Genomic DNA, 21823 nt, shown 5'->3' with positions numbered 1-21823 from the left:
TATGAAAAAGAAAAAAGTTATTTTATATAAAAAAATTCCGGATGATTTACTAAATATTTTGAAAGATAATTTTGATATAGTATTTTTTAATAAAATTAATAAGGAAAATTATTCTGAATTTATTAAGCAATTACCTTCTGCCGAAGGGTTAGTCGGTTCTAGTTTTGATTTAAAAGGAGATATCTTAGATAGCGCCGATAATTTAAAAGTTATTTCTACTATTTCAGCAGGTTATGATAATTTTGATGTTAATCAATTAACAGAAAAAGGTATAAGATTAATGCATACACCTGATGTTTTGACTGATACTACAGCAGATCTAGTTTTTACATTATTATTGTCAACGGCTAGACGAGTAGTAGAAACATCAAATTTTATATATCAAGGAAAATGGAAAAAGGGTATTGATGAATCCTTATTTGGAACAGATGTACACCATAAAAAAATAGGTATTATTGGGATGGGAAAAATTGGTGCAGCTGTGGCAAAAAGGGCTTACTTAGGGTTTGATATGGAAGTTTTATATACAAATAGAAGTAGAAAATTTGATGTAGAAAATGATTATAAGGCTAAATGGTATAGTTTAGATGAACTATTGAAGTTATCTGATTTTGTTTGTATTACTTTGCCATTAACAAAAGAAACAGAAAAATTGATTAATAAAGAAAAATTGTTATTAATGAAGCCTTCTTCTATTTTGATTAATGGTGGTCGCGGTAAGATAATTGATCAAAATGCTTTAATAGAAGTATTAAAAGAAAAAAGAATTTTAGCTGCTGGTTTAGATGTGTTTGAGCAAGAACCCTTACCATTGGATTCGGAATTATTGAAATTAGATAATGTAGTAATGACTCCACATATAGGATCGGCGACTTTTGAAACAAGATATAATATGGCAAAGGAAGCTGTTTATAATTTGATTGAGGCATTTAAAGTAGAAAAGCCACAGAAGAATTTAGTTAATAGTAATGTAAATTAATAAAGTGAGACCTCCTAGATAGTCAGCTTTAGGAGGTTTTTTTGTTTTGTGAATTCCCCTTGAAATCTATCAAACTTTCCCCAAATACAACAGCTATGTTTGTATGAAAAAAGGATAATAACAATGTCAAATCCATTACTTAATTTTCAAGGGTTACCTCAATTTTCTAAGATAGAAGTTCAACACATTCAGCCAGCAATTACAAAATTAATTCAAGAGTGTCGTGATATGGTTGAAAAAGTGTTAAAACAGGGCAAATTTACTTGGCACGATTTTTATTTACCACTGTCAGAAGTGAATGACCGTTTAAGCAAAGCTTGGTCGCCGGTAGCGCATTTAAATGCGGTTAAGAATAGTGCGGAGTTAAGGGAAGCGTATCAAGCGTGTTTACCGTTGCTTTCTGAATACAGCACTTGGATTGGACAACATCAAGGTTTGTATCAAGCCTATTTACAGTTAAAAAATAGTGCCGAGTTTGAAACATTAGCTAAAGATCAGAAGAAAGCAATTGAAAATAGTCTGCGTGATTTTGAATTATCTGGGATTTCATTGCCTGCTGAACAGCAACAACGTTATGCAGAAATTGTTGCGCGTTTATCAGAATTAAGTTCGCAATTTAGCAATAACGTGCTGGATGCCACAATGGGCTGGGATAAAGTTATTACTGATGAGCAAGCATTGTCCGGTTTGCCTGAGAGTGCGTTGTTGGCTGCAAAAGCATCGGCAGAAAGCAAAGGTGTGGAAGGTTATCGTTTTACGTTAGAGTTCCCAAGTTATTTGCCGGTAATGACTTATTGTGAGAATCGAGCATTGCGTGAAGAGATGTATAGAGCATTTACCACTAGAGCGTCAGATCAAGGTCCGAATGCTGGTAAATGGGATAATTCTGCGATTATGCAAGAAATTTTGACGCTTAGATATGAATTGGCAAAATTGTTAGGTTTTAAAACTTATGCTGATCTATCTTTAGCAACTAAAATGGCGGAAAGTCCAAAACAGGTGTTGGATTTCTTAACTGATCTTGCCCATCGTTCGAAAGCACAAGGGGATAGAGAGTTTGCTGAATTACAGCAATTTTGTGAAAACAATTTTGGTATTGAGCATTTAGAGCCTTGGGATATTACCTTCTACAGTGAAAAACAAAAACAGGCACTTTTTGCCATTAATGATGAAGAACTTAGACCATATTTCCCAGAAAATCGCGTATTATCTGGTTTATTTGAGGTGGTTTCACGGATTTTTAAGATTAATGCAGTAGAACGTTTTGATGTGGATACTTACCATCCTGATGTTCGTTTTTTCGATTTGGTTGATGAAACTGGGGAAATCAGAGGAAGTTTTTATTTGGATCTTTACGCTCGAGAACATAAACGTGGTGGCGCTTGGATGGATGATTGCATTAGTCGCAAACGGAAATTGGATGGTTCATTGCAAAAACCGGTAGCGTATTTAGTGTGTAATTTTAATCGTCCGGTAGGAGATAAACCGGCATTGTTTACACACGATGAAGTAACAACTTTATTCCATGAATTTGGTCACGGTATTCATCATATGTTGACGAAAATTGAAACTGGTGATGTTTCTGGGATTAATGGTGTGCCTTGGGATGCAGTCGAATTGCCAAGTCAATTTATGGAAAATTGGTGTTGGGAAGAAGAGGCTCTAAACTTTATTTCTGGTCATTATCAAGTTCACGAGCCATTGCCAAAAGAGAAATTATCGCAATTGATTAAAGCGAAGAATTTCCACGCAGCGATGTTTGTATTGCGCCAGTTGGAATTTGGTTTATTTGATTTCCGTTTGCATTATGAATTTGATCCGAATAAAAAAGATCAATTGAAGCAGATTGCAAAAGAGGTGAAAAAAGACGTGGCAGTATTCCAAACTCCTGATTGGGTACGCACACCTCATAGCTTCAGTCATATTTTTGCAGGTGGTTATTCCGCTGGTTATTACAGTTATCTTTGGGCAGAGGTATTATCGGCAGATGCGTTTTCTCGTTTTGAAGAAGAAGGTATTTTTAATGCAGAAACAGGGAAATCATTTTTAGATAATATTTTGACGCAGGGTGGATCAGAAGAACCGATGACATTGTTTAAACGTTTTAGAGGACGCGAACCTAAGTTGGACGCGTTGTTAAGGCATAAGGGAATTAAGTAGTTGCTGTAAACTAATCATAAAATGGCAGGTTTAATAATGAGATTAACCCTGCCATTTTTATTTTGATTAACGCCAAATATTCGCTTTAACTCGAGAGGCTAAATGAGGATATTTTTCAACCTTAAATATAGGCGATTTAGTTGTTTTTAATTGTTGTTGGTAATCTCTTAAAAGCAACCAGACGATTGGCGAAAGTAATAGAATTGCAATTAAGTTAATCATTGCCATTAATCCCATAAAAGTGTCCGCCATATCCCAAACTAATTGCATTTTTTGAACTGCACCAAAATAAACCATTGCTAGCACTAACATTCTAAATAACATAATCATTGTTGGATTATTTTTAATAAATTTAATGTTTCCTTCTGCATAAGCGTAATTACCGATAATGGTTGAGAAGGCAAACATAAATAAAATTAAAGCAAGGAAATCTTTTCCCCAAGCACCAACTTGATGCTCAATAGCAAGTTGAGTTAATTGAGCTCCAGTAATTTCAGAAGAGATGGATTCACCAGAAAGTAAAACAATAACGGCAGTTGCGGTACAGATAACAATAGTATCAACAAAAACGCCCAACATTTGAATGAGGCCTTGGCTGACAGGGTGATCAACATCTGCAGTTGCAGCCGCATTAGGTGCAGATCCCATTCCTGCTTCATTGGAGTATAGACCGCGTTTGATGCCATACATCATAGCTTGTGAAAATATTGCACCGAAAAAACCACTAGCGGCAGCATCAAAATTGAATGCGGAAGAAATAATTAGATGAATGGTAGTTGGTAATAACGAAAAATTTTTGCATAAAATAAAAACAGCCATAGCAATATAGAGCAATGCCATCAAAGGCACTAAGACTTCTGCAATTTTAGAAATTCTACGAATTCCACCAAAAATCATTGGTGCAGTGAGAATGACTAGTGCAACACCAGTTGCTTCCGGTGTCCATCCCCAAGCCCCGTTTCCTGCTTCAGCAATGGTGTTTGATTGTACAGCGTTAAATACAAAACCATAAGTAATAATCAGACAGATCGCAAATAGCCAGCCGAACCAACGCTGTTTTAAGCCGGAAGTAATATAATAAGCTGGGCCACCACGAAAATGTCCGGCAAGATCTTTTACTTTGAATAATTGCGCTAAAGAGGATTCAGCAAATGCACTACTCATTCCAAGCAGAGCCGTCATCCACATCCAAAATACTGCGCCAGGACCACCATAAGTGATTGCTAATGATACACCTGCAATGTTGCCAACTCCGACTCGACTCGCTAATCCGGTTACAAAAGCTTGAAACGGGCTAATGGCGTGCTTTCTATCAACACTACGGGCTCCAAGCATTTCGCGAATACTTTGTGGCAGTAAGCGGATTTGGACAAAAAACATTGATAATGTGAAATAAAGCCCTGTACCTAACAACATAATTGTGACGATATTCCACAGAGGATCATTAATGTTTTTAATTAATTGGTGTAAAACTTCCATTATTGTTCTCCGTGTTGTAATGTTTTATCTCTTTTTATATTTATCGTGCACGATAACATAAGCTTGTTATAAAAAAAATAAAAATTTAATTTATATAGAATTTTATCGATTTTTTAGCATTTAATGGATAAAAATACCTTAATTTTTAATCAAACCATAAAGGTAATCGAATTTCGATAGATAAACCTCCAAGTTCACTTTTTTGTGCAGAAATATATCCTTGATGCTGTTGTACGGTATTAAATACAATGGCTAATCCTAATCCAATGCCGCCGCTCTCACGTGTACGTGCGGTATCAATACGATAAAATGGTTGGAATATATTCTGATACTCACTTTCATCGATACCATTACCATCATCTTCTACTATCATAATCAGTTCATTTTTGTTAATAGAGAAAGAGACTTTAATCGTATTGTTACCATATTTTTCTGCATTACGGATAATATTTTCTAATGCTCCAGCCAGTGCGTTTGGATTACCATTAATACGATAACGATGGGGGTGTTTTATTTGATTATTAATAATGAGCTGTTGTTTTGATTGTTCCGTTTCAAAACGTGCATTTTCGAGAACGTCGTCCCAAATTTCCTCAATAGGAAATATCTCGTGTTCAAGATGTGTGTTAATTTGTTGACGGGAAATATTTAAAATATCGTTAATCATCTGCTCTAAACGTTCTGCTTCTGTTTCGATTCTGGTTAATTCGGGTGTTTCGCCATTTTTGCGACGCAAAATTGCGGCTGATAATTTTAAGCGAGCTAGAGGTGTTCTTAATTCGTGTGAAATATCGGATAACATTCTTTTTTGCGAGTTTAATAGATTATCTATTGCCGTTACCATTTGATTAAAACTTTTGCCTACTGCTCGAATTTCTTTAGGTCCATTTTTTTCAAGATCAGTATTAATTGAAAAATTACCGACAGCAACATTATTTACCGCTTTACGTAATTCAATAATTGGTTTAGTAATTCGATAAGATAGGATTAATAATAACGGTGCAGTTAAAATCACAATAATGATCAGCATTAAGACTGGTTTGTCAAAAAATGCTTGGATAATTGGAGAAAGAGGCTTAGTTGGTTTTATAAAATAAATGCGATAAGTATCTAATTTATCTAAGTTATTTGCACTATTATCTAATTTAATTTGAAATGGTCCTATAATCTGAGTGTCATCAAATTGCTTTTTTTGTGGAATTAGTGGGCTATTTGAGTGGTAGATAAAATCCCTTAAATTTACTAGATCTTTATAATTTTTACTAAAAATAACATCATTATTGTTAATAAAAGCAAAATTTAAGTTATACTTTTTTTCCAAAAAGTTATCAGTGTTTTTTATATTTAACACATCTGTAGAACTCATCTTTTCCATTATAGAAAAAACGATACTATTGTAATCATTTAATTCTCTTGATTCGATTAAGGAGTAATTTCGGGAATCAAAAGAAGGTAAAATAACAGCGATGGTAAATGCAATGCAGAAAATTAATATAAAAAAGAGATATATTTGACCGGTCAGGGAAGTAAATGGTCGTAATATTGCATTTTTCATCAAAAACTCCTTAGTTTAAAATGCTGTTATTTGCGATGATAGAATTATTGAATTTTGAAAGTATCACTTCTTTTACACTAGCTCAATTCATAAAGTAGTGTTGTATAGTTGCTCTGCGAGGAGAAACAGAGCTAGAAGTTGAATTGTATACGTATAATAAGATAAAGCCCTCATTGTTGAGGGCCTTTACCAAAATCAAAGATGATTATTGTTCAGTAACAAGAAGATAACCTCTTCCTCTTAATGTTTTGAACCAAGGTAAATTATCTTTTCTTGGTGGTAATTTCTTACGTAAATTGGACATATGCATATCAATCGCCCGATCAAAAGGGGTTAAGCGCTTACCCAAAATTTCAATTGAAAGTAATTCGCGAGATAGAATATGTCCTGGGTTACGGATAAGCATTGATAATAAAGCGAATTCTGTACCGGTTAATTCTAAATCTTTACCTTGATACATTACCTGCTGACGACCAGGAAATAACACGATGTCATCAAAATATAATGTTCTTTGATCATCACTGTTGTTTAATTCAATATTGCTGATATTAGGAGATGTCGGCAATTTCGTTGCTCGACGAAGAATCGCTTTAATACGAGCAACAAGTTCGCGGTCATTAAATGGTTTTGATAGGTAATCATCCGCACCGAGTTCCAAGCCTAAAATTCTATCAACATCATCACCACGTGCGGTTAGCATTAACACTGGTGTATTATATTTTTGACGAATCTGCTTTAATGTTTCGATACCGCCAAGTTTAGGCATCATAATATCCAATAGAATAAGATCATAACTGAGATCTAAAGTATGTAATGCGTCTTCTCCGTTGTGTACTACTTCAACTTCAAAGCTCTCCATTGCTAAAACTTCAGCAAGTAAACTTGTAAATTCGACATCATCATCGACCAGAAGTATTTTAGGCATAAAATCGTCCCCTAACTAATAAATTGGATTATTGTATAGCAATATTGGATGTAATAATAGTTTATTAAAGATATAAATAAAGAAAAGTTTATTGATGTATTGTAATTTTGATAAATTTATAGGTTAATTGCGATTAATTTGATATTGATTATATATTTAATGATAATTTATTTAAGCTATTTTTAATTATTGGTGGCATTTAAGTAAAGGAAGAACGTAAAAACCCCACCTAAGTGGGGTTATTTAAATTAGAATAACAGATTAAAGTTGATCTGCATTTTTCTTCAAGTATGCTGCAACACCTTCAGGGTTGTCTTTCATACCTTCTTTACCTTTTGACCATTGTGCAGGGCAAACTTCGCCGTGTTCTTCGTGGAATGCAAGCGCATCAACCATACGAAGCATTTCATCAATATTACGTCCTAATGGAAGATCATTCACAACTTGGTGACGAACAACACCGTTTTTGTCAATTAAGAATGATGCACGTAATGCAACACCCGCTTCAGGGTGTTCAATACCATATGCTTGAGCGATAGCGTGTTTAACGTCAGCTACCATTGCGAATTGAACTTCGCCGATACCACCTTTATCTACAGGAGTTTTACGCCATGCATTGTGAGTGAATTGAGAGTCGATAGAAACACCGATAACTTCAACGCCACGTTTTTTGAATTCTTGATAACGGTGGTCGAATGCAATAATTTCTGATGGACAAACGAAAGTAAAGTCTAATGGCCAGAAGAAAATTACTGCTGCTTTGCCTTCAACGTGTTTTTTAAAGTTAAAATTGTCAACGATTTCACCGTTACCTAAAACTGCTGAAGCTGTGAAATCAGGTGCTTGACGAGCTACTAATACCATAATTATCTCCTTGAGAATATCTAATTAATCATAAAACTAAAACAATATTTTTAAAACCATCATTGTTTTAACGCAGTAAAAGATACCGCTTTTACCTCTAAATATACAGTTGTTTTTATCTATCAAATCAATTAATGTTTAATCGATTTATGTACCAAAAAGAGGTTTAATTATGGTAACGCAAATACAACAAAAAAACACTCATTTGATTCACGCTGGTAGAGGAAAAAGAGTTACGCAAGGGAGTGTTAACCCTGTTATTCAGAGAGCATCTTCATTAGTGTTTGATTCAGTGGCAGATAAGAAAAAAGCAACTCAAGAAAGAGCAAAACAGGCACTATTTTATGGTCGTAGAGGTACATTAACACATTTCGCTTTACAAGATCTGATGTGCGAATTGGAGGGAGGGGCCGGTTGTTATCTTTATCCTTGCGGAGCAGCAGCGATTAGTAACAGTCTGTTGGCGTTTGTACAGCAAGGAGATCATATTTTGGTAACTGGCGCGGCATATGAGCCTACTCAAGAATTCTGTAATATCATTTTGAAAAAAATGGGGATCAGTACTACTTTTTATGATCCAATGACGGGAGCGAAAATTGCTGATTTAGTTGAAGATAATACAAAAGTGTTATTTTTAGAAGCTCCTAGTTCTTTAACAATGGAAGTAGCTGATATTCTAGCTATTGTTCAAGCTGTGAGAGCAAAAAAGCCTGATATTGTAATTATGATCGATAATACTTGGTCAGGAGGACTGTTGTTTCCTGCATTGCAGCACGATATTGATATTTCAATTCAAGCAGGTACTAAATATTTAGTGGGGCATTCTGATGCGATGATTGGTACTGCTGTGGCTAATGCACGGACTTGGGAGCAATTAAGAGAACAGTCTTATTTGATGGGGCAAATGGTGGATGCGGATACTGCTTATGTAACAGCAAGAGGGATCAGAACCTTAGCATTACGTTTGCAACAACAAGGTGAAAGCAGCATTAAAATTGCACAATGGCTTGCACAACAACCGCAGGTGAAAAGCGTATATCATCCGGCACTGCCAAGCTGTCCCGGACACGAGTTTTTTATGCGAGATTTTAGCGGAGCAAGTGGATTATTCTCTTTTGAATTAAATAAGCGGTTGAACGATCAGGAGATGTCGAAATTTCTTGACCATTTTAGTTTATTTAGTATGGCTTATTCTTGGGGAGGGTATGAATCATTAATTTTGGTCAATCAACCGGAAGAAATTGCGAAAATTCGCCCGAATATTGAACGTAAATTGAGTGGGAGCTTAGTTAGAGTTCACGTTGGTTTGGAATCAAGTGATGATCTGATTGATGATTTGGCAGCAGGATTACAACGCATCAGTTAGTAAATGTTCTGCATAAATTTTGGCATAGTTGCAGTTTTTCGACTGCAACTATTTTTTTATTAATTTTTGTTTCTCTTGGGCGATTTGTATAAGGTTGATCAATAGTTTACGATCCACTTTTCGATGACTGTCTAACACTTTCTGCCAGTAATTAATCGCTAAATCATAATGAGCTTGCCTAAAAGCATCATTTGCCAATAATAATAAAGAAGCGGTATCTTCTGCATCAAGCTGTAATGCTTCATCTAGCCATTGTTGTGCTTGAGATGATATATGTTGTTGATCTTTATAATAAAGTGCAGTAGCAGCAGCACCTAAAATATAAGGTTTTCTACCCAATAATACGGTTGCACGAGAGTACGATTCGATAGCATTGCTAAATTCATTATTTTGTGCATAAGCTAAACCTAATTCATACCAATTTTCACCATTATTTGGATCAGTACGAATTTTATTTTGAATAGCAATAATATTGTTTTCATTAAGGCTTACTGTAGTTGTTTCTCTATTTTCTGTTTGTTGTGTATTCTGTTGCTGATTAAGTGTTTGTAGTCTACCGCTATATAAATAATAGCCAACCATTACAACTAGAATAATCACACCAATACCGCAAGCAATTTTTTTAGAATAGTCAGCCATACTGTTAGCAATTTCTTCATCTTTCTGATCTTGCATAAATCGATAGACAATTTCATTGGCAAGTGCTTCATTTTCCTTAAATTTATATTGTTGTAATTGTTGTTGTAATAATTGATTATTTAGTTTTTGATTATGTCGATCCTCACTCTCGGTCGGAGAATGTAAATAAAAAATAACGACTAAAATCAGTAGATAAACGACTACACCTGCGAAAAAAACTAAATTAGCCATTCTGTTCCCGTTGTTGTAGAAAAGTCTCTATACTCTTTTTTTGTTGTGGATCTAATATGGTTTCTCTTCTCTTTTTTAAATAAAACAGTGAAGATAACAAGGCAATGATGCCAGCAACAAATGGAATCAACCAAAGCAAAAAAGTATTTGATGTAAAAGGCGGATCATAACGCACAAAATCACCGAAGCGTTGTGTCATTATTTGGATAATTTCATCATTGCTTTTGCCTTGATTAACCATCGTGTAAACTTCCAAACGCAATTCAGCGGCGACATCAGCATTGGATTCTACTAAATTCTGATTTTGGCACTGTGGGCAGCGTAATGTTTTTGCTAACGAAATAGCTCGTTGTTGCGTTTCTTCCGAATTAAATTGAAAAGTTTCAACGATTTCAGCGTGTGTAAAAGCAGTAAAGCAGAGCAATAAAAATAGTAATTTTTTCATTAAAAACTCCTCAAAGATGATCCTTTTTCCGCCTGTAATTGTTGAATTAACGGTAACATTTGTTGCTGCCAAATCGTTTCATTAATCGCACCATCTTCAAAAAAATAACGTATTTTCCCATTTTTATCGATAATAAAGGTATAAGGCGCACCGTTGATACCCAATTCTGCTGCAAACATTCCTTTATTATCGAAGGCATTGATAGTGAATGGATTGCCAAGCTGCTGTAATGTTTGCACCGCATTTTCTTGTTTATCTAAATAATTAATACCAACAATCGGTAGTTGATGTTGTTGCGCTATTTTCTTCAATAAAGGGAACTCTTGTTTGCAAAATTGACACCAGCTACCCCAAATATTGATCAGGAAAACTTGATTTTGTGGCAGATCTTGATTCTGCCAATGGCGATGATGATCGTGTAAATCAAGCAAGGAAAATGGCGGCAATGGCTTATTGAGGTGTGATTTCATTTTTTGCAATGGATCTTGGCTGATTCCTAAAAATAGGGTGAGAGCTAATGCTAAAATAAAAAGTGCCGGAATAAAGAGTAACCAACGTTTCATTTTTCACCTTTTAGTTTTCTAGCGTTCCAAACGGCAATAAAACCTCCCAACATTGCTAATAATCCGCCAAACCATAACCAACGGATATAGGGCTTGTAGTGCAAGCGGAATGCAAATTCATTTGCTGAAATTTTATTTCCCATTACGATATAAAGATCGGATAACCATCCCCATTTTATCCCCACTTCACTCATATTCATTGTACGCACATCATAATAGCGACGTTCAGCACTTATCTCAGCAATGAGACTGTCCTGTTGACTAATCACGAAAAACGTTCGTTCTGCGGTATAGTTTGGACCAATTTCATTGCGGAAACCAAGATAAGTGAATTGATAATTATGCAATGTTTGTGTGTCGCCGGGAGACATTTTAACGCTAATTTCTTTGGCATAATAGTTACTCATTGTGCCACCGATAATACTGATAGCAATGCCTAAGTGTGCCAAGCGCATTGACCATTGTTTTTTATTTTTCCATTGCGAAGAACAGAGAGTATTGAGTAGCAACCACCAAGCCAAACTTAGACTAATAAATGCCCAAATTGAAGGTAAAGAGAAGTTGAAATTCTGCTCTACCAGTATTTGAAAGGATGTAATGACTACTGCTGGAAACAGATATAAAGTGACTTTTTTAATTGACGAAAATGGGAGTTTTTGCCAGTGTAAATATGGCGAAAATAGCATTAATATCATAAGGATAAAAATTAATGGCACGATGAGCCGGTTAAAATAAGGCGTACCGACAGAAATTGTTCCCCAACCTAACATATGGTAGATCATTGGATAAAACGTACCGGTGAAGACAATAAATGTTGTAAGGCTGAATAAAATATTAGCGAATAAAAATGCGGATTCTTTTGAGAGCAGTTGAAATTTGACAATAGAATGTAACTCTTTGATGCGTAAAGCAAATAATAATAGCCCACATAGCGTGAACAGTAGAAAGATTGCTAATAGAGCGTGTCCGCGTTGTGGATCAATGCTAAATGCGTGTACCGATGCTAAGACGCCTGAACGAACAATAAATGTCCCCAATAAACTCAAGGAAAAGGCAAAAATTGAGAGCAATACCACCCAATAGAGTAAAATTCCTCGTTTCTCATAGATAATAAGTGAATGTAACAGTGCAGTGGCGATTAACCACGGCATCAATGAAGCATTTTCTACCGGATCCCAAAACCACCAACCACCCCAACCGAGTTCATAGTAAGCCCACCAAGAACCTAATATAATGCCAATAGTTAAAAATGCCCAAGAACCTAGAACCCAAGGACGGCATAATCGTGCGAATGCGGCATTAAATTTTTGATAAATTAAAGCAGCAATAACCAATGAGAAATTGATCGCTAAACCGACATAACCAAGATAGAGCAATGGTGGATGAATGATCAAACCAATATCTTGTAGCATTGGATTGAGATCACGTCCTTCAAGTGGAACTGGAAATAACCTATTGAAAGGATTAGATAAAAACAGAATAAAAACCGCAAAACAAAAGCTGATCATTCCCATTAGTACTAGCGTTGAGATGATAAGACGCTGATCATTATGACGATTATAATGAGCAAACAGTGCTGTCCAGAGTGAAAGTGAAAAGAGCCAAAACAGCATTGAACCTTCGTGACCACCCCAAGTTGCAGCAATTTTATAAAATAATGGCAGGTTGGAATTAGAATGTTGCGCGACATATTCAAGTGAAAAATCATTAGTCGCAAATGCATATGCCAATGCTATTAGTGTTATCGTACAGAAAATAGCATAGAGAATGCTTAACGGATAAGCCAATTGTGAGAAAGCGTGTTTGTTTCGCCATAGACCGTAAGCTGGTATAAAAGCTAAACAAAACGTCAAAGCAACAACAATGAGTAAACTTAAAAATCCGAGTTCAGGCAACATTTTTAGTTATTGTCAGAAAATAAGTATTAAAATATGACCTACTTCTTGTAACGGAAGTAGGTCGAAGCTTATAGGCTTTTGCATTTTAGGCAAGTGTCATTTGTCCTGCATATAATGCCCAAAAACGTAAACAAAGCACACCGAATAAACTTAATCCGGCAACAAAGAGTATAAAGCCTTTGCGATGTTTTAATGTTTCAGGTGCTACTGCATTCAGGAAAAGTGGAGCAATTAAGCCAATACCTACTAAACCTATCCAAAATACATAAGACCAAAAACCACCACCGATTGCATTATAAAGTGCAACCGTTTTTTGACCGCCACCGAGGAATAATCCGATACAGAACGCAAAAAGTAGAAATGCTTCAATTAATACCACCGGTAATTCAAATTTATGCACGAAATTCAATGCCGGTGAATGGGTGCTTTCTTTGGTAAAGAGCAGTGTAGCCATCATTAATGCCGCAATACCGGAAGAGGTGCCGGAAGCCAAGAACAGCGCCGGCAGAACCGGATTATTCAACATCGGATAACTGATTAATGCCGATAACAAGAAACCGGTATAAGCACCTAATAAAACAGAAAGGAAAACAAGGATAATCTCTACCGGAGAACTAAAACGTTCCAACTTTTCAATAATGTTATTGATAAAAGCGAGTTTCGGCAAAAAGCGCTTAATCAGTTGAGCTATTAATGCTTTAAAAATAAAAGCTAACCATAAAAGCAAAAATACCATATAAACTTGGAACAGCATTACCCCCATCGACATAATTGAAGTATGGTGGTAATTGAACATCAAATACCAGAAAGTCCAAGGTTTAGTTAAATGGAAAATCAAAATGGTTAAGCCCAACAGCAATGTTGTCGGTGCAATAATTGCAGCACAGCGAATAATATTGTTTTCGCTGGGATTACTGCCGGCAATACCGCTACGTTTGAGCAATACCGCAATCATTGTTGCTCCAGCGGAAATACCTAATAAGAAAAGGTAAATCGCAATAATTTCATCCCACACGAGGGATGGAAAATGAAAAGGACTGTTCATCGTCTGATCTCCCCGTGTTTACTTGGGATGTGATACAAGTTAGGTTCTGTGCCTAATTCCACTTTTGTTCGATAAACCTGCTGTTGGTGAATTTTTTTATTGAGTTCACTGTAAGGATCATTCAAATCACCAAAGGTTAATGCTTTAGTTGGGCAAGATTCTACACAGGCAGGCTGCTTGCCTTTTGCTAAGTTGGTATCGCGACAGAAGTTACATTTATCTGCTGCTTTTGTAATTGGATTAATATAACGAACACGGTAAGGACAGACGGCAATACAGTATTGACAACCTACGCATAAATCTTTATTCACATCGACAATACCGGTTTTTGCATCAATGAATGAAGCGCCGGTTGGGCAGACGTGAACACAAGGGGCATTGCTACAGTGCTGACACGAATGGCGGAAAAATTCATATTCTACATCAGGAAATTCCCCATAAGGTTCGCTACGAATAATTTGTAAACGTGAAACGCCTTCGGGGACTTGATTAACTTTACGACAAGCATCCATACAGGCAGTACAACCGATACAACTACGTTCATCGTGTAGCATTCCGTAGCGTTTATTTTTTTCTTCGGATAGTGCAACCGCCAATGTTTTATTGCTGGTACTGGCAACTAACATTAATGCGCTCATACCCGAAACAAAGTTACGGCGTGAACAATTCATTATTTTTCCTTATTCGCTTGATTTTGTTTTTCTTCACGAAGAGCCTGTTGTTTACCGTGGCAATCGACACATAATTTAACGCGTTGTTTCGGTTCGATACCTTTCATTGCGTCGTGTTCCGGGTGTAATGTATGGCAGCTTGCACAAGGCAATTTCATTGCGTGAACATCGTGAACCCAGAATTTTTCCCGTAATTTTTCCGGTTGATGACAAGCGAAACAGACTTGGTTCTGCTCCTGAACGGTGTACATCGGTGTTTTTCCGTCAAAAATATCGCCGTGGAAACGCATCACATCTTTCACGCCACGACGGTGATCTTCGGAAATTTTACCGTGACAGCTGACACAATTAATCGGCTTGCCGTTATTCGGGTTTAACTTGCTCAAGTGGGTGCCGTGAAATTGTTGATCATTAAATTTATGGCATTTCGCACAGTATTGATTCGGATCACGTTGATTTTCCAACTGCGGTTGGTAACTTAACGTATTTGCACCGTTTGTGTTGCTTGTTTCCTGTGCCGAAACATTAACGGCAAGCAGCAGAGAAGCCGTAACAAACAGCACTTTTTTAAAAGACATATAAAAACTCATTTTCTTATCCTCAAGGAAATCCTGATTTAAGCGGTTGCTCATAATGAGCAACCGGACCAAAATTTATTTTGCATCAGCAGGTAATAAACCTTTCTCTTTAGCTTCTTTATCCCATTGAGGTACAACCGTTTTTAAGAACTCTTCTTTTTCACGTTTCTGTTTTTCAATGTCAATGCCCATTGCAGCCTGTGCTTTTTCTTTAGTAGAAATATCAGGAATAGCAACCGGTTGTTTTACGTTATGTTTGGTAAGAATGACAGCCAATTTACGACGTGCATCTGCCGCTTTATCCAAGCCGGAACTTAAGACTTCCAAAGCAACTTCAGGTGCATGCATATAGAATCCGTGGCTGGCAGAGGTGTAATCCCAGCGCCATTGTGCGTGGCGGATATCTTGCAAGGCATCTTTCATTTCCGCTTCAGTCGCACCGGCATCCCAAGCAGCTTTTGCTTCAAAATGGGCGTGAACTAACTGATCTTCAAGTTTGATCATTGCGGACTGTACGCGTTCTTTGCGTGAATTAACGATACCTTGTAGTTTTTCTTTACTTTGATCGTGGCAGTTAGCACAGGTATTTTGGAAGTTGTCGAACGGATTACCGATATTGTGGTTAGTAAATACGCGACCATCTGCGGTTTGTTGTTTCGCCATATGGCAATCAACACAGGTCACCCCGTTTTTACCGTGCATTCCCATCGTCCAAGTTTCAAAATCAGGGTGTTGTGCTTTTAACATTGGTGCTTTGGAGAGTGAATGAGTCCAATCTTTAAATTGGAGATCATCGTAATATTTTTCCATCTGTTCAACGCTTACACCGTTCTGCCAAGGGAAAGTAACGATTTTTTTGTCGCCGGCGAAGAAATATTCAACGTGGCAGTTAGCACAAATGGCAGCGCGTTTATCAGTTTTATCGGAACGTTCAAAATTCCAATCAATCTTATCTAAAGCGCGTAAAACGTGTGGACGAGCAATGCGTAAAGCTGGTTGACCTTCAGCGAACTCTTTTGAATTAGTATCGTGGCAGTCGGCACAACCAATAGGATTAACAATTTCGTTACCCCATTTTGCCCATTTTGCACCGAAATAGCCATCTTCGCCTTTTTCAGTAATTAAACGAGCAACATCCGGGCTTTTACAAGTCCAACAAGCAGCTGGTTGAGGTCCACTGTTTTCATCTTTTGGAGCACCTGTACGCAAGATATTACGTACATCGGTTACCGCATAATAGTGACCGCGAGGATGGTTATATTCTGATGAAAACAGATAACCTCCCCAAAGCACTACTAATCGAGGATCTTCCGCTAATGCATCACCAATTTCTTCAGATTGGCTGGTTCCTAACCAAGATTGATATTGAAGTGGATATTTTTCTGCAAAAAGGTCATTGCGAACGGCAACTTTATCAATGTCAAATTTCATATCTTTGAATTTGTCATTATTCAGTTGATTCTGATCCGGTACCGGATTAGCCGTTTTATCTTCAGCAGAAGCGGACATAGCACTTATAGTTGCTATTCCAGCTAGCATTACAAACAATGCTTGTTTTAAAGTTCTCACGATAATTACCCCAACATAAAGTTATTCACATAACAAAAAGCTAACAATTGTCTATACTTTATACAGAAAAGAGAAAGACAAAATAAGCCGTAAATAAAAGTTACTTTATCAAATAATGCTATAATTTCTAAGGTTTTATGCTGTTTTTTTGAGATTAATCAAAAAGTTTTACACGATTGTGGCAAAAATAGGATGTAAGTTATTATTAATACCCATTTATAGTTAATTAAATTATATTAATCAATAAGTTATGTACTGTATTTTTCTAATTATTTAGAGGTATTTAATGTAATTTTTGCAATCTATATTCATTTGGTGTTTGGTTGAACTCTTTTTTGAAAACGAAATAAAAATATTGTACGGAAGGGTAACCACATATTTCAGCAATTTCTTGGATAGCAATATCTGTATTTGTCAGCAGCTGCTTGGCTTTTTTCATTTTTTCATTGTGCAATATTTGATGAATTGTTTTGCCAGTTTCAATACGAAAACGGTTTTCTAGGTTAGAACGAGAAGCCTTAACATAATCTAGAACTTGCTCTACTTTAATGCCGGAACAGGCATTAACTCGGATATAATGCAAAGCCTGAATGACTAAAGGATCTTGAATTGAGCGATAATCAGTTGAGGTACGGGCTTCAATGCGTAATGGTGGAATTAAATATTGGTATTGTTTAATCGGGCGATTTTCTAATTGGGCGTGTAACAACTTTGCCGCTTGGTAACCCATATTTTTAGTGCCTTGTACGACTGATGAAAGTGAAACACGAGAAAATGCTTGAATTAATTCTTCGTTGTCAATTCCGATAATACAGAGTTGATCAGGTACGGGAATATCCAGCAGCTCACAAGTTTGTAACAGATGTCTAGCACGTGCATCGGTTACGGCAATGATTCCGGTATGTTTTGGTAATGCAGTAATCCATTCACTAAGTTGTTGTTGAGCTTGTTGCCAATTATTAGCGTGCGTTTCTTGTCCAAGATAGATTTCCGGTTGATATTTGTTGTTTTTCATTATGCGTTCAAATGCCATTCGGCGTTCATTTGACCAGTGTTGAAAACCAGGATTGGGTAAGCCGTAAAAAGCAAAATGATTGATGCCTTTTCGTTGCAAATGTTCAAATGCTACTTGTAAAATAGCGTCGTTATCAGTGGCGATATAGGGAACATTTTGCGGATAATGTTGAGGATTTTGATAGGAACTGCCAACCGCTACAACCGGTATAGGACAATGCTGTAATTTTTGTACTAACTCCGGATTATCAAAATCTGCAATAATACCGTCCAAATGGCGTTGATCTAGACTTAATTCTCGATGAATAAAATCATCCTCCAGAAAGACATTCCACGCTGTTTTAGAGGTTTGAATATATTCACCGATACCTGCCATCACTTCACGATCATAAACTTTGTTGGCATTAAACAGTAGTGCAATTTGGTAATAGGCTTTTGTCATAATGCTTCCTATTATGGCAGAAATAATACTTGTCTTTAGATTTTTCTGTCCGGTAATGGTTCAATTCGAGTAATTTGACTGATCAATTTGCCGTCAACAGTTCGAGTGATGATTTCTTGCCCGATTGTTACCTGTTTAATACTGTCGATTAACTCTGTATTCATTGATGTGGTAACAGTATAACCGCGTTGTAATACCTTTAATGGACTGATGTTATCTAAACGACCACCGAGATTGGCTAACTTATGTTTTTTCTGCTGTATAAATGTGTTTATTGCAGTATGTAAGCGAACTTCCCATTGGTTAACCGTTTGCTGTTGCGTTTCAATTTTTAATGTTAACGGTAACTGTGAAATCCGTTTAGATAATGATGTTTGTGATTGTTGACGGCGTTGTAAATAGTTAGAAATCGCTTGTTTTAAACGCTGTTGCAAATAGAGATATTGTTGCTGTTGCAGTTGTAATCTGGCTTGTGGATGTTGATTTTTTAATCGTAATTGTAAACGTTCTAATCGTTGGATAGAGTGATTGAGTTTATAAGTAAAACCAATTTCTAAACGTTGTTGTAAATAATCAATTTTTTGCCAAAGTTCTTTTTGATCTCGGCTTAATAACTCGGCTGCAGCCGATGGTGTTGATGCACGTAAATCGGCAACAAAATCTGCTATTGTTACATCGGTTTCGTGACCGACAGCACTGATAATTGGAATTTGTGAGCTAAAAATAGCTCGGGCAACAATTTCTTCGTTAAAGCACCAGAGATCTTCAAGTGAACCGCCACCACGACCTACGATTAATACATCACACTCTTGGCGGATGTTGGCGATTTTGATATTAGCGACAATATCTTGAGCAGCTTCTTTTCCTTGAACTAAAGTTGGATAAATAATCACTTCAAGCACGGGATTTCGGCGACGTAGGATCTGTAGAATATCGTGTAATGCTGCACCAGTAGCGGAGGTAATAACGCCTATTTTTCGACAATGTGCTGGAATCTCTTTTTTATATTGCTGAGCAAATAAACCTTCAGCAGCCAACTTCATTTTTAATTGTTCAAACTGTTGTTGTAACAGCCCTTCGCCGGCAGTTTGCATACTTTCCACAATAATCTGATAATCGCCACGCGGTTCATACAAACTAATATTGGCACGCACTACAACTTGCATTCCATTTTGTGGTTTAAAATTAACGCGTAAATTACGCATACGAAACATTGCCGCGCGAACCTGAGCGTTTTTATCTTTCAGCGTAAAATACCAATGCCCTGATACCGGTTGAGTAAAGTTGGAAATCTCTCCACTTAACCATAAGCTGCCCAATTCTTGTTCCAAGATCTCTTTTGCAAGGCGATTTAATTGGCTAATGGAATAAATTGTTGGTTGGCTTTCACGGTTAAACATCATCAACACTCTCTAATAGAAGCCAACCGCTGTCGAGCCAATCGCATAGACTGTCTAATAATAAATCGAGAGAAATGTCAGCGGAAAGTTTTTGTAAACGTTGCCAATCAAGTGATTTACCATTGGCAAAATCTGCCAAAAGTGTTTGTTCTATTTCATTTAACTCATCAATCCATTCACCATTAATGAAAATATTGCCGTTATCGGTATAGATAATTTTGCAGTTCGCATCTTGACTGAGTCTGTCGCCAGCTTGCAACATTTCGAGCAGCTCATCTGGATAATACTCTGCGTCCGTTGGTAATAAATCATAACGGCGAGCGCTGACGGTTTGTGCCACCGCTTGTTGCAATAAGGCATCAAATTGGGATGAATTGGCTAATAAATCTAACAAATGCTGTTTAAAGTTGGCAACAGACTCACTATTTAATTGACCATTCGGCTGTGGTTTCTGTGATAAACGGAAGGGAATAGCAAAGTCACTGCTATTGATTTGTTCGCTGTGATGTTCAATCGTTTTGCACAAATTTTCCAGCAAATCAGCAGCATTCGGATAACGCAAACCGAAAGAAAAAGTTAAACAATCACTTTCGGCAACACCGTAATGAGAAAGGCGAGACGGCACATAAAGCACATCACCGGGTTGCAGCACTTCATCAAAAATTAACTCCCCCATATCATCAAAAATGCGAATTGGTTGATTGGCTTTAAATTCAGTTGAAGGATCACACCATTTGCCCAGTTGCCAACGGCGTTCACCATAGCCTTGCACCAGAAAAACATCATATTCATCATAATGCTTGCCGACCGAGCCACCTTTGGGCGCAAAAGAAACCATAATATCATCTCGTTGCCATTGAGGAATAAAAGCGAAAGCCTGCCATAACTTGCCTAGTTCGGGTGACCACTGTTCCAAATTTTGTACTAATACCGACCATTTCTCCGGCAAATTGCTAAAATCTTGTGCTGATAGCGGACTGGTTTTTAGTTGCCATTGCTCTTGATTCTGTACAATATCAGTGCGGATAAGACGCGCGGTTGCATCCGGATCCTGAGCTAATTCAATAATATCTTGTGGTTCAAACATTCCGATGATTTGTGGCAAACCTTGACGGATTAAAAGTGGTTTTTTCTGCCAATAATCACGCAGAAAAGTTTCGCTATTAATGGTTGTGGGTAAACAAAAATCGTGTGTCATAACGGCATTCCTAATTATTTTGTTTGTGCTTTTTTGGCTTGTTGTTGTGCGGCTTGTTGTTGTGCGGCTTGTTCGGCAGCACGTTTGCGACGAATCTCTTTCGGGTCAGCCAATAAAGGACGATAGATCTCAATCCGATCTCCTTCCTGTACGATATCGGTTAACTTAGCTAAACGCCCGAAGATACCGACTTTATTGTTACGAAGATCAATATCGTGATAGAGCTGTAAAACACCTGATTGCAAAATCGCAGCTTGCAAATTGCTGCCTGCAGTTACTTGAATTTTTTTTAAAAAATGATGATCAGGTAAAGCATAAGCAATTTCTACACTAATGTTAGACACGATATATCTCCTTTGCACGTTGTTTAAAGGCTTGCACCATTTGTGAAGTAAGTTGTTGAAAAATTTTACCGAATATTTTTTCTACTAACGCATTAGAAAAAGTGAATTGTAATTGCAAGCTGATTTGCGAGCTGTATTCATCTAATTCAAGGAAACGCCATTCCCCATTTAAATGTTTAAATGGACCTTCCACTAATTTCATTTGTATCGACTGATTCGGTTGCATTGTGTTATGAGTGGTAAAGGCTAAACGAATACCAGCTTTGCTGACAATCAGTTCCGCATCCAACTCATTGCCTTGTTGATGTAAGGTTTTGCCTGAAACACAGCCGGGTAAAAATTCAGGATAACGTTGATAATTATTCACAAGCTGATACATCTGTTCGGCACTGTGTGGCACTAACATTGTTTGAGAGACACGATTCATTCGTTTTCCTTAGTAAAGGTTATCGCAACAT

The 21823-nt window shown here is 36.9% G+C and carries 20 protein-coding genes; 3 read left to right on the top strand and 17 right to left on the bottom strand.

The window, feature by feature from the left end:
* Position 1 precedes the first annotated feature (1 nt).
* Positions 2 to 979 (top strand): 2-hydroxyacid dehydrogenase, encoded by a 978-nt coding sequence (locus JP36_RS06320; RefSeq protein WP_039173117.1) that lies wholly within the window; start codon positions 2 to 4, stop codon positions 977 to 979.
* Between the two features lie 117 nt (positions 980 to 1096).
* Positions 1097 to 3139, top strand: coding sequence for an oligopeptidase A (prlC, locus tag JP36_RS06315; protein ID WP_209434480.1), 2043 nt, complete (start codon positions 1097 to 1099; stop codon positions 3137 to 3139).
* Between the two features lie 66 nt (positions 3140 to 3205).
* Here prlC and JP36_RS06310 read toward each other — a convergent pair whose 3' ends face one another.
* The 4 genes from JP36_RS06310 to JP36_RS06295 all read right to left on the bottom strand — a co-directional run bounded on the left by JP36_RS06310 (position 3206) and on the right by JP36_RS06295 (position 7962).
* Positions 3206 to 4618: an alanine/glycine:cation symporter family protein gene (locus tag JP36_RS06310; RefSeq protein ID WP_039173110.1), complete on the bottom strand. Its 1413-nt coding sequence runs from the start codon at positions 4616 to 4618 to the stop codon at positions 3206 to 3208.
* Between the two features lie 145 nt (positions 4619 to 4763).
* On the bottom strand, positions 4764 to 6173 hold the full coding sequence (gene cpxA, locus JP36_RS06305; RefSeq protein WP_039173107.1) for an envelope stress sensor histidine kinase CpxA: 1410 nt from the start codon (positions 6171 to 6173) through the stop codon (positions 4764 to 4766).
* Positions 6174 to 6378: 205 nt separating this feature from the next.
* Complete coding sequence (cpxR, locus tag JP36_RS06300; RefSeq protein WP_039173102.1) at positions 6379 to 7098, bottom strand: envelope stress response regulator transcription factor CpxR; 720 nt, start codon at positions 7096 to 7098, stop codon at positions 6379 to 6381.
* Between the two features lie 261 nt (positions 7099 to 7359).
* The gene (locus JP36_RS06295; protein WP_039173097.1) at positions 7360 to 7962 is read right to left on the bottom strand and encodes a peroxiredoxin C; all 603 of its coding nucleotides are present in this window, start codon (positions 7960 to 7962) and stop codon (positions 7360 to 7362) included.
* 172 nt (positions 7963 to 8134) lie between these two features.
* Here JP36_RS06295 and metC point away from each other — a divergent pair, with 172 nt between their 5' ends.
* On the top strand, positions 8135 to 9328 hold the full coding sequence (gene metC / locus JP36_RS06290) for a cystathionine beta-lyase (protein WP_039173093.1): 1194 nt from the start codon (positions 8135 to 8137) through the stop codon (positions 9326 to 9328).
* A 48-nt stretch (positions 9329 to 9376) separates the two neighbouring features.
* Here the strand turns inward: metC and JP36_RS06285 are convergent, their stop codons facing one another.
* The 13 genes from JP36_RS06285 to JP36_RS06225 all read right to left on the bottom strand — a co-directional run bounded on the left by JP36_RS06285 (position 9377) and on the right by JP36_RS06225 (position 21792).
* The gene (locus tag JP36_RS06285; RefSeq protein WP_039173090.1) at positions 9377 to 10198 is read right to left on the bottom strand and encodes a nitrite reductase; all 822 of its coding nucleotides are present in this window, start codon (positions 10196 to 10198) and stop codon (positions 9377 to 9379) included.
* The gene (nrfF, locus tag JP36_RS06280) at positions 10191 to 10643 is read right to left on the bottom strand and encodes a heme lyase NrfEFG subunit NrfF (RefSeq protein WP_039173087.1); all 453 of its coding nucleotides are present in this window, start codon (positions 10641 to 10643) and stop codon (positions 10191 to 10193) included. The genes JP36_RS06285 and nrfF overlap by 8 nt, the downstream gene beginning before the upstream one ends.
* Entirely contained in the window at positions 10643 to 11206 is a 564-nt protein-coding gene (locus JP36_RS06275; protein ID WP_039173083.1) for a DsbE family thiol:disulfide interchange protein, read from the bottom strand. Before JP36_RS06275 ends, nrfF begins: the two co-directional genes overlap by 1 nt.
* On the bottom strand, positions 11203 to 13104 hold the full coding sequence (locus tag JP36_RS06270; RefSeq protein ID WP_039173081.1) for a heme lyase CcmF/NrfE family subunit: 1902 nt from the start codon (positions 13102 to 13104) through the stop codon (positions 11203 to 11205). Before JP36_RS06270 ends, JP36_RS06275 begins: the two co-directional genes overlap by 4 nt.
* 85 nt (positions 13105 to 13189) lie before the next feature.
* Positions 13190 to 14149, bottom strand: a complete 960-nt coding sequence (gene nrfD, locus JP36_RS06265) for a cytochrome c nitrite reductase subunit NrfD (RefSeq protein WP_039173078.1) — start codon at positions 14147 to 14149, stop codon at positions 13190 to 13192.
* Entirely contained in the window at positions 14146 to 14823 is a 678-nt protein-coding gene (gene nrfC / locus JP36_RS06260) for a cytochrome c nitrite reductase Fe-S protein (RefSeq protein WP_209434479.1), read from the bottom strand. Before nrfC ends, nrfD begins: the two co-directional genes overlap by 4 nt.
* Complete coding sequence (nrfB, locus tag JP36_RS06255) at positions 14820 to 15410, bottom strand: cytochrome c nitrite reductase pentaheme subunit (protein ID WP_013746493.1); 591 nt, start codon at positions 15408 to 15410, stop codon at positions 14820 to 14822. Before nrfB ends, nrfC begins: the two co-directional genes overlap by 4 nt.
* Before the next feature lie 63 nt (positions 15411 to 15473).
* On the bottom strand, positions 15474 to 16967 hold the full coding sequence (nrfA, locus tag JP36_RS06250; protein WP_039173071.1) for an ammonia-forming nitrite reductase cytochrome c552 subunit: 1494 nt from the start codon (positions 16965 to 16967) through the stop codon (positions 15474 to 15476).
* A 283-nt stretch (positions 16968 to 17250) separates the two neighbouring features.
* A complete protein-coding gene (locus JP36_RS06245; protein WP_039173070.1) occupies positions 17251 to 18423 on the bottom strand; it encodes a XylR family transcriptional regulator in 1173 nt (390 codons plus the stop codon).
* 35 nt (positions 18424 to 18458) lie between these two features.
* Positions 18459 to 19826 (bottom strand): exodeoxyribonuclease VII large subunit, encoded by a 1368-nt coding sequence (xseA, locus tag JP36_RS06240; RefSeq protein ID WP_081964349.1) that lies wholly within the window; start codon positions 19824 to 19826, stop codon positions 18459 to 18461.
* Positions 19816 to 21021 (bottom strand): cupin domain-containing protein, encoded by a 1206-nt coding sequence (locus tag JP36_RS06235; RefSeq protein WP_039173066.1) that lies wholly within the window; start codon positions 21019 to 21021, stop codon positions 19816 to 19818. The genes xseA and JP36_RS06235 overlap by 11 nt, the downstream gene beginning before the upstream one ends.
* A 14-nt stretch (positions 21022 to 21035) precedes the next feature.
* Positions 21036 to 21365: an RnfH family protein gene (locus tag JP36_RS06230; protein ID WP_039173064.1), complete on the bottom strand. Its 330-nt coding sequence runs from the start codon at positions 21363 to 21365 to the stop codon at positions 21036 to 21038.
* The gene (locus JP36_RS06225; RefSeq protein ID WP_039173061.1) at positions 21358 to 21792 is read right to left on the bottom strand and encodes a type II toxin-antitoxin system RatA family toxin; all 435 of its coding nucleotides are present in this window, start codon (positions 21790 to 21792) and stop codon (positions 21358 to 21360) included. Before JP36_RS06225 ends, JP36_RS06230 begins: the two co-directional genes overlap by 8 nt.
* Positions 21793 to 21823 lie beyond the last annotated feature (31 nt).

The sequence above is a fragment of the Gallibacterium genomosp. 1 genome (genome assembly GCF_000771875.1).
Lineage (GTDB): Bacteria > Pseudomonadota > Gammaproteobacteria > Enterobacterales > Pasteurellaceae > Gallibacterium.
This window is presented reverse-complemented; position numbering and strand designations above follow the sequence as displayed.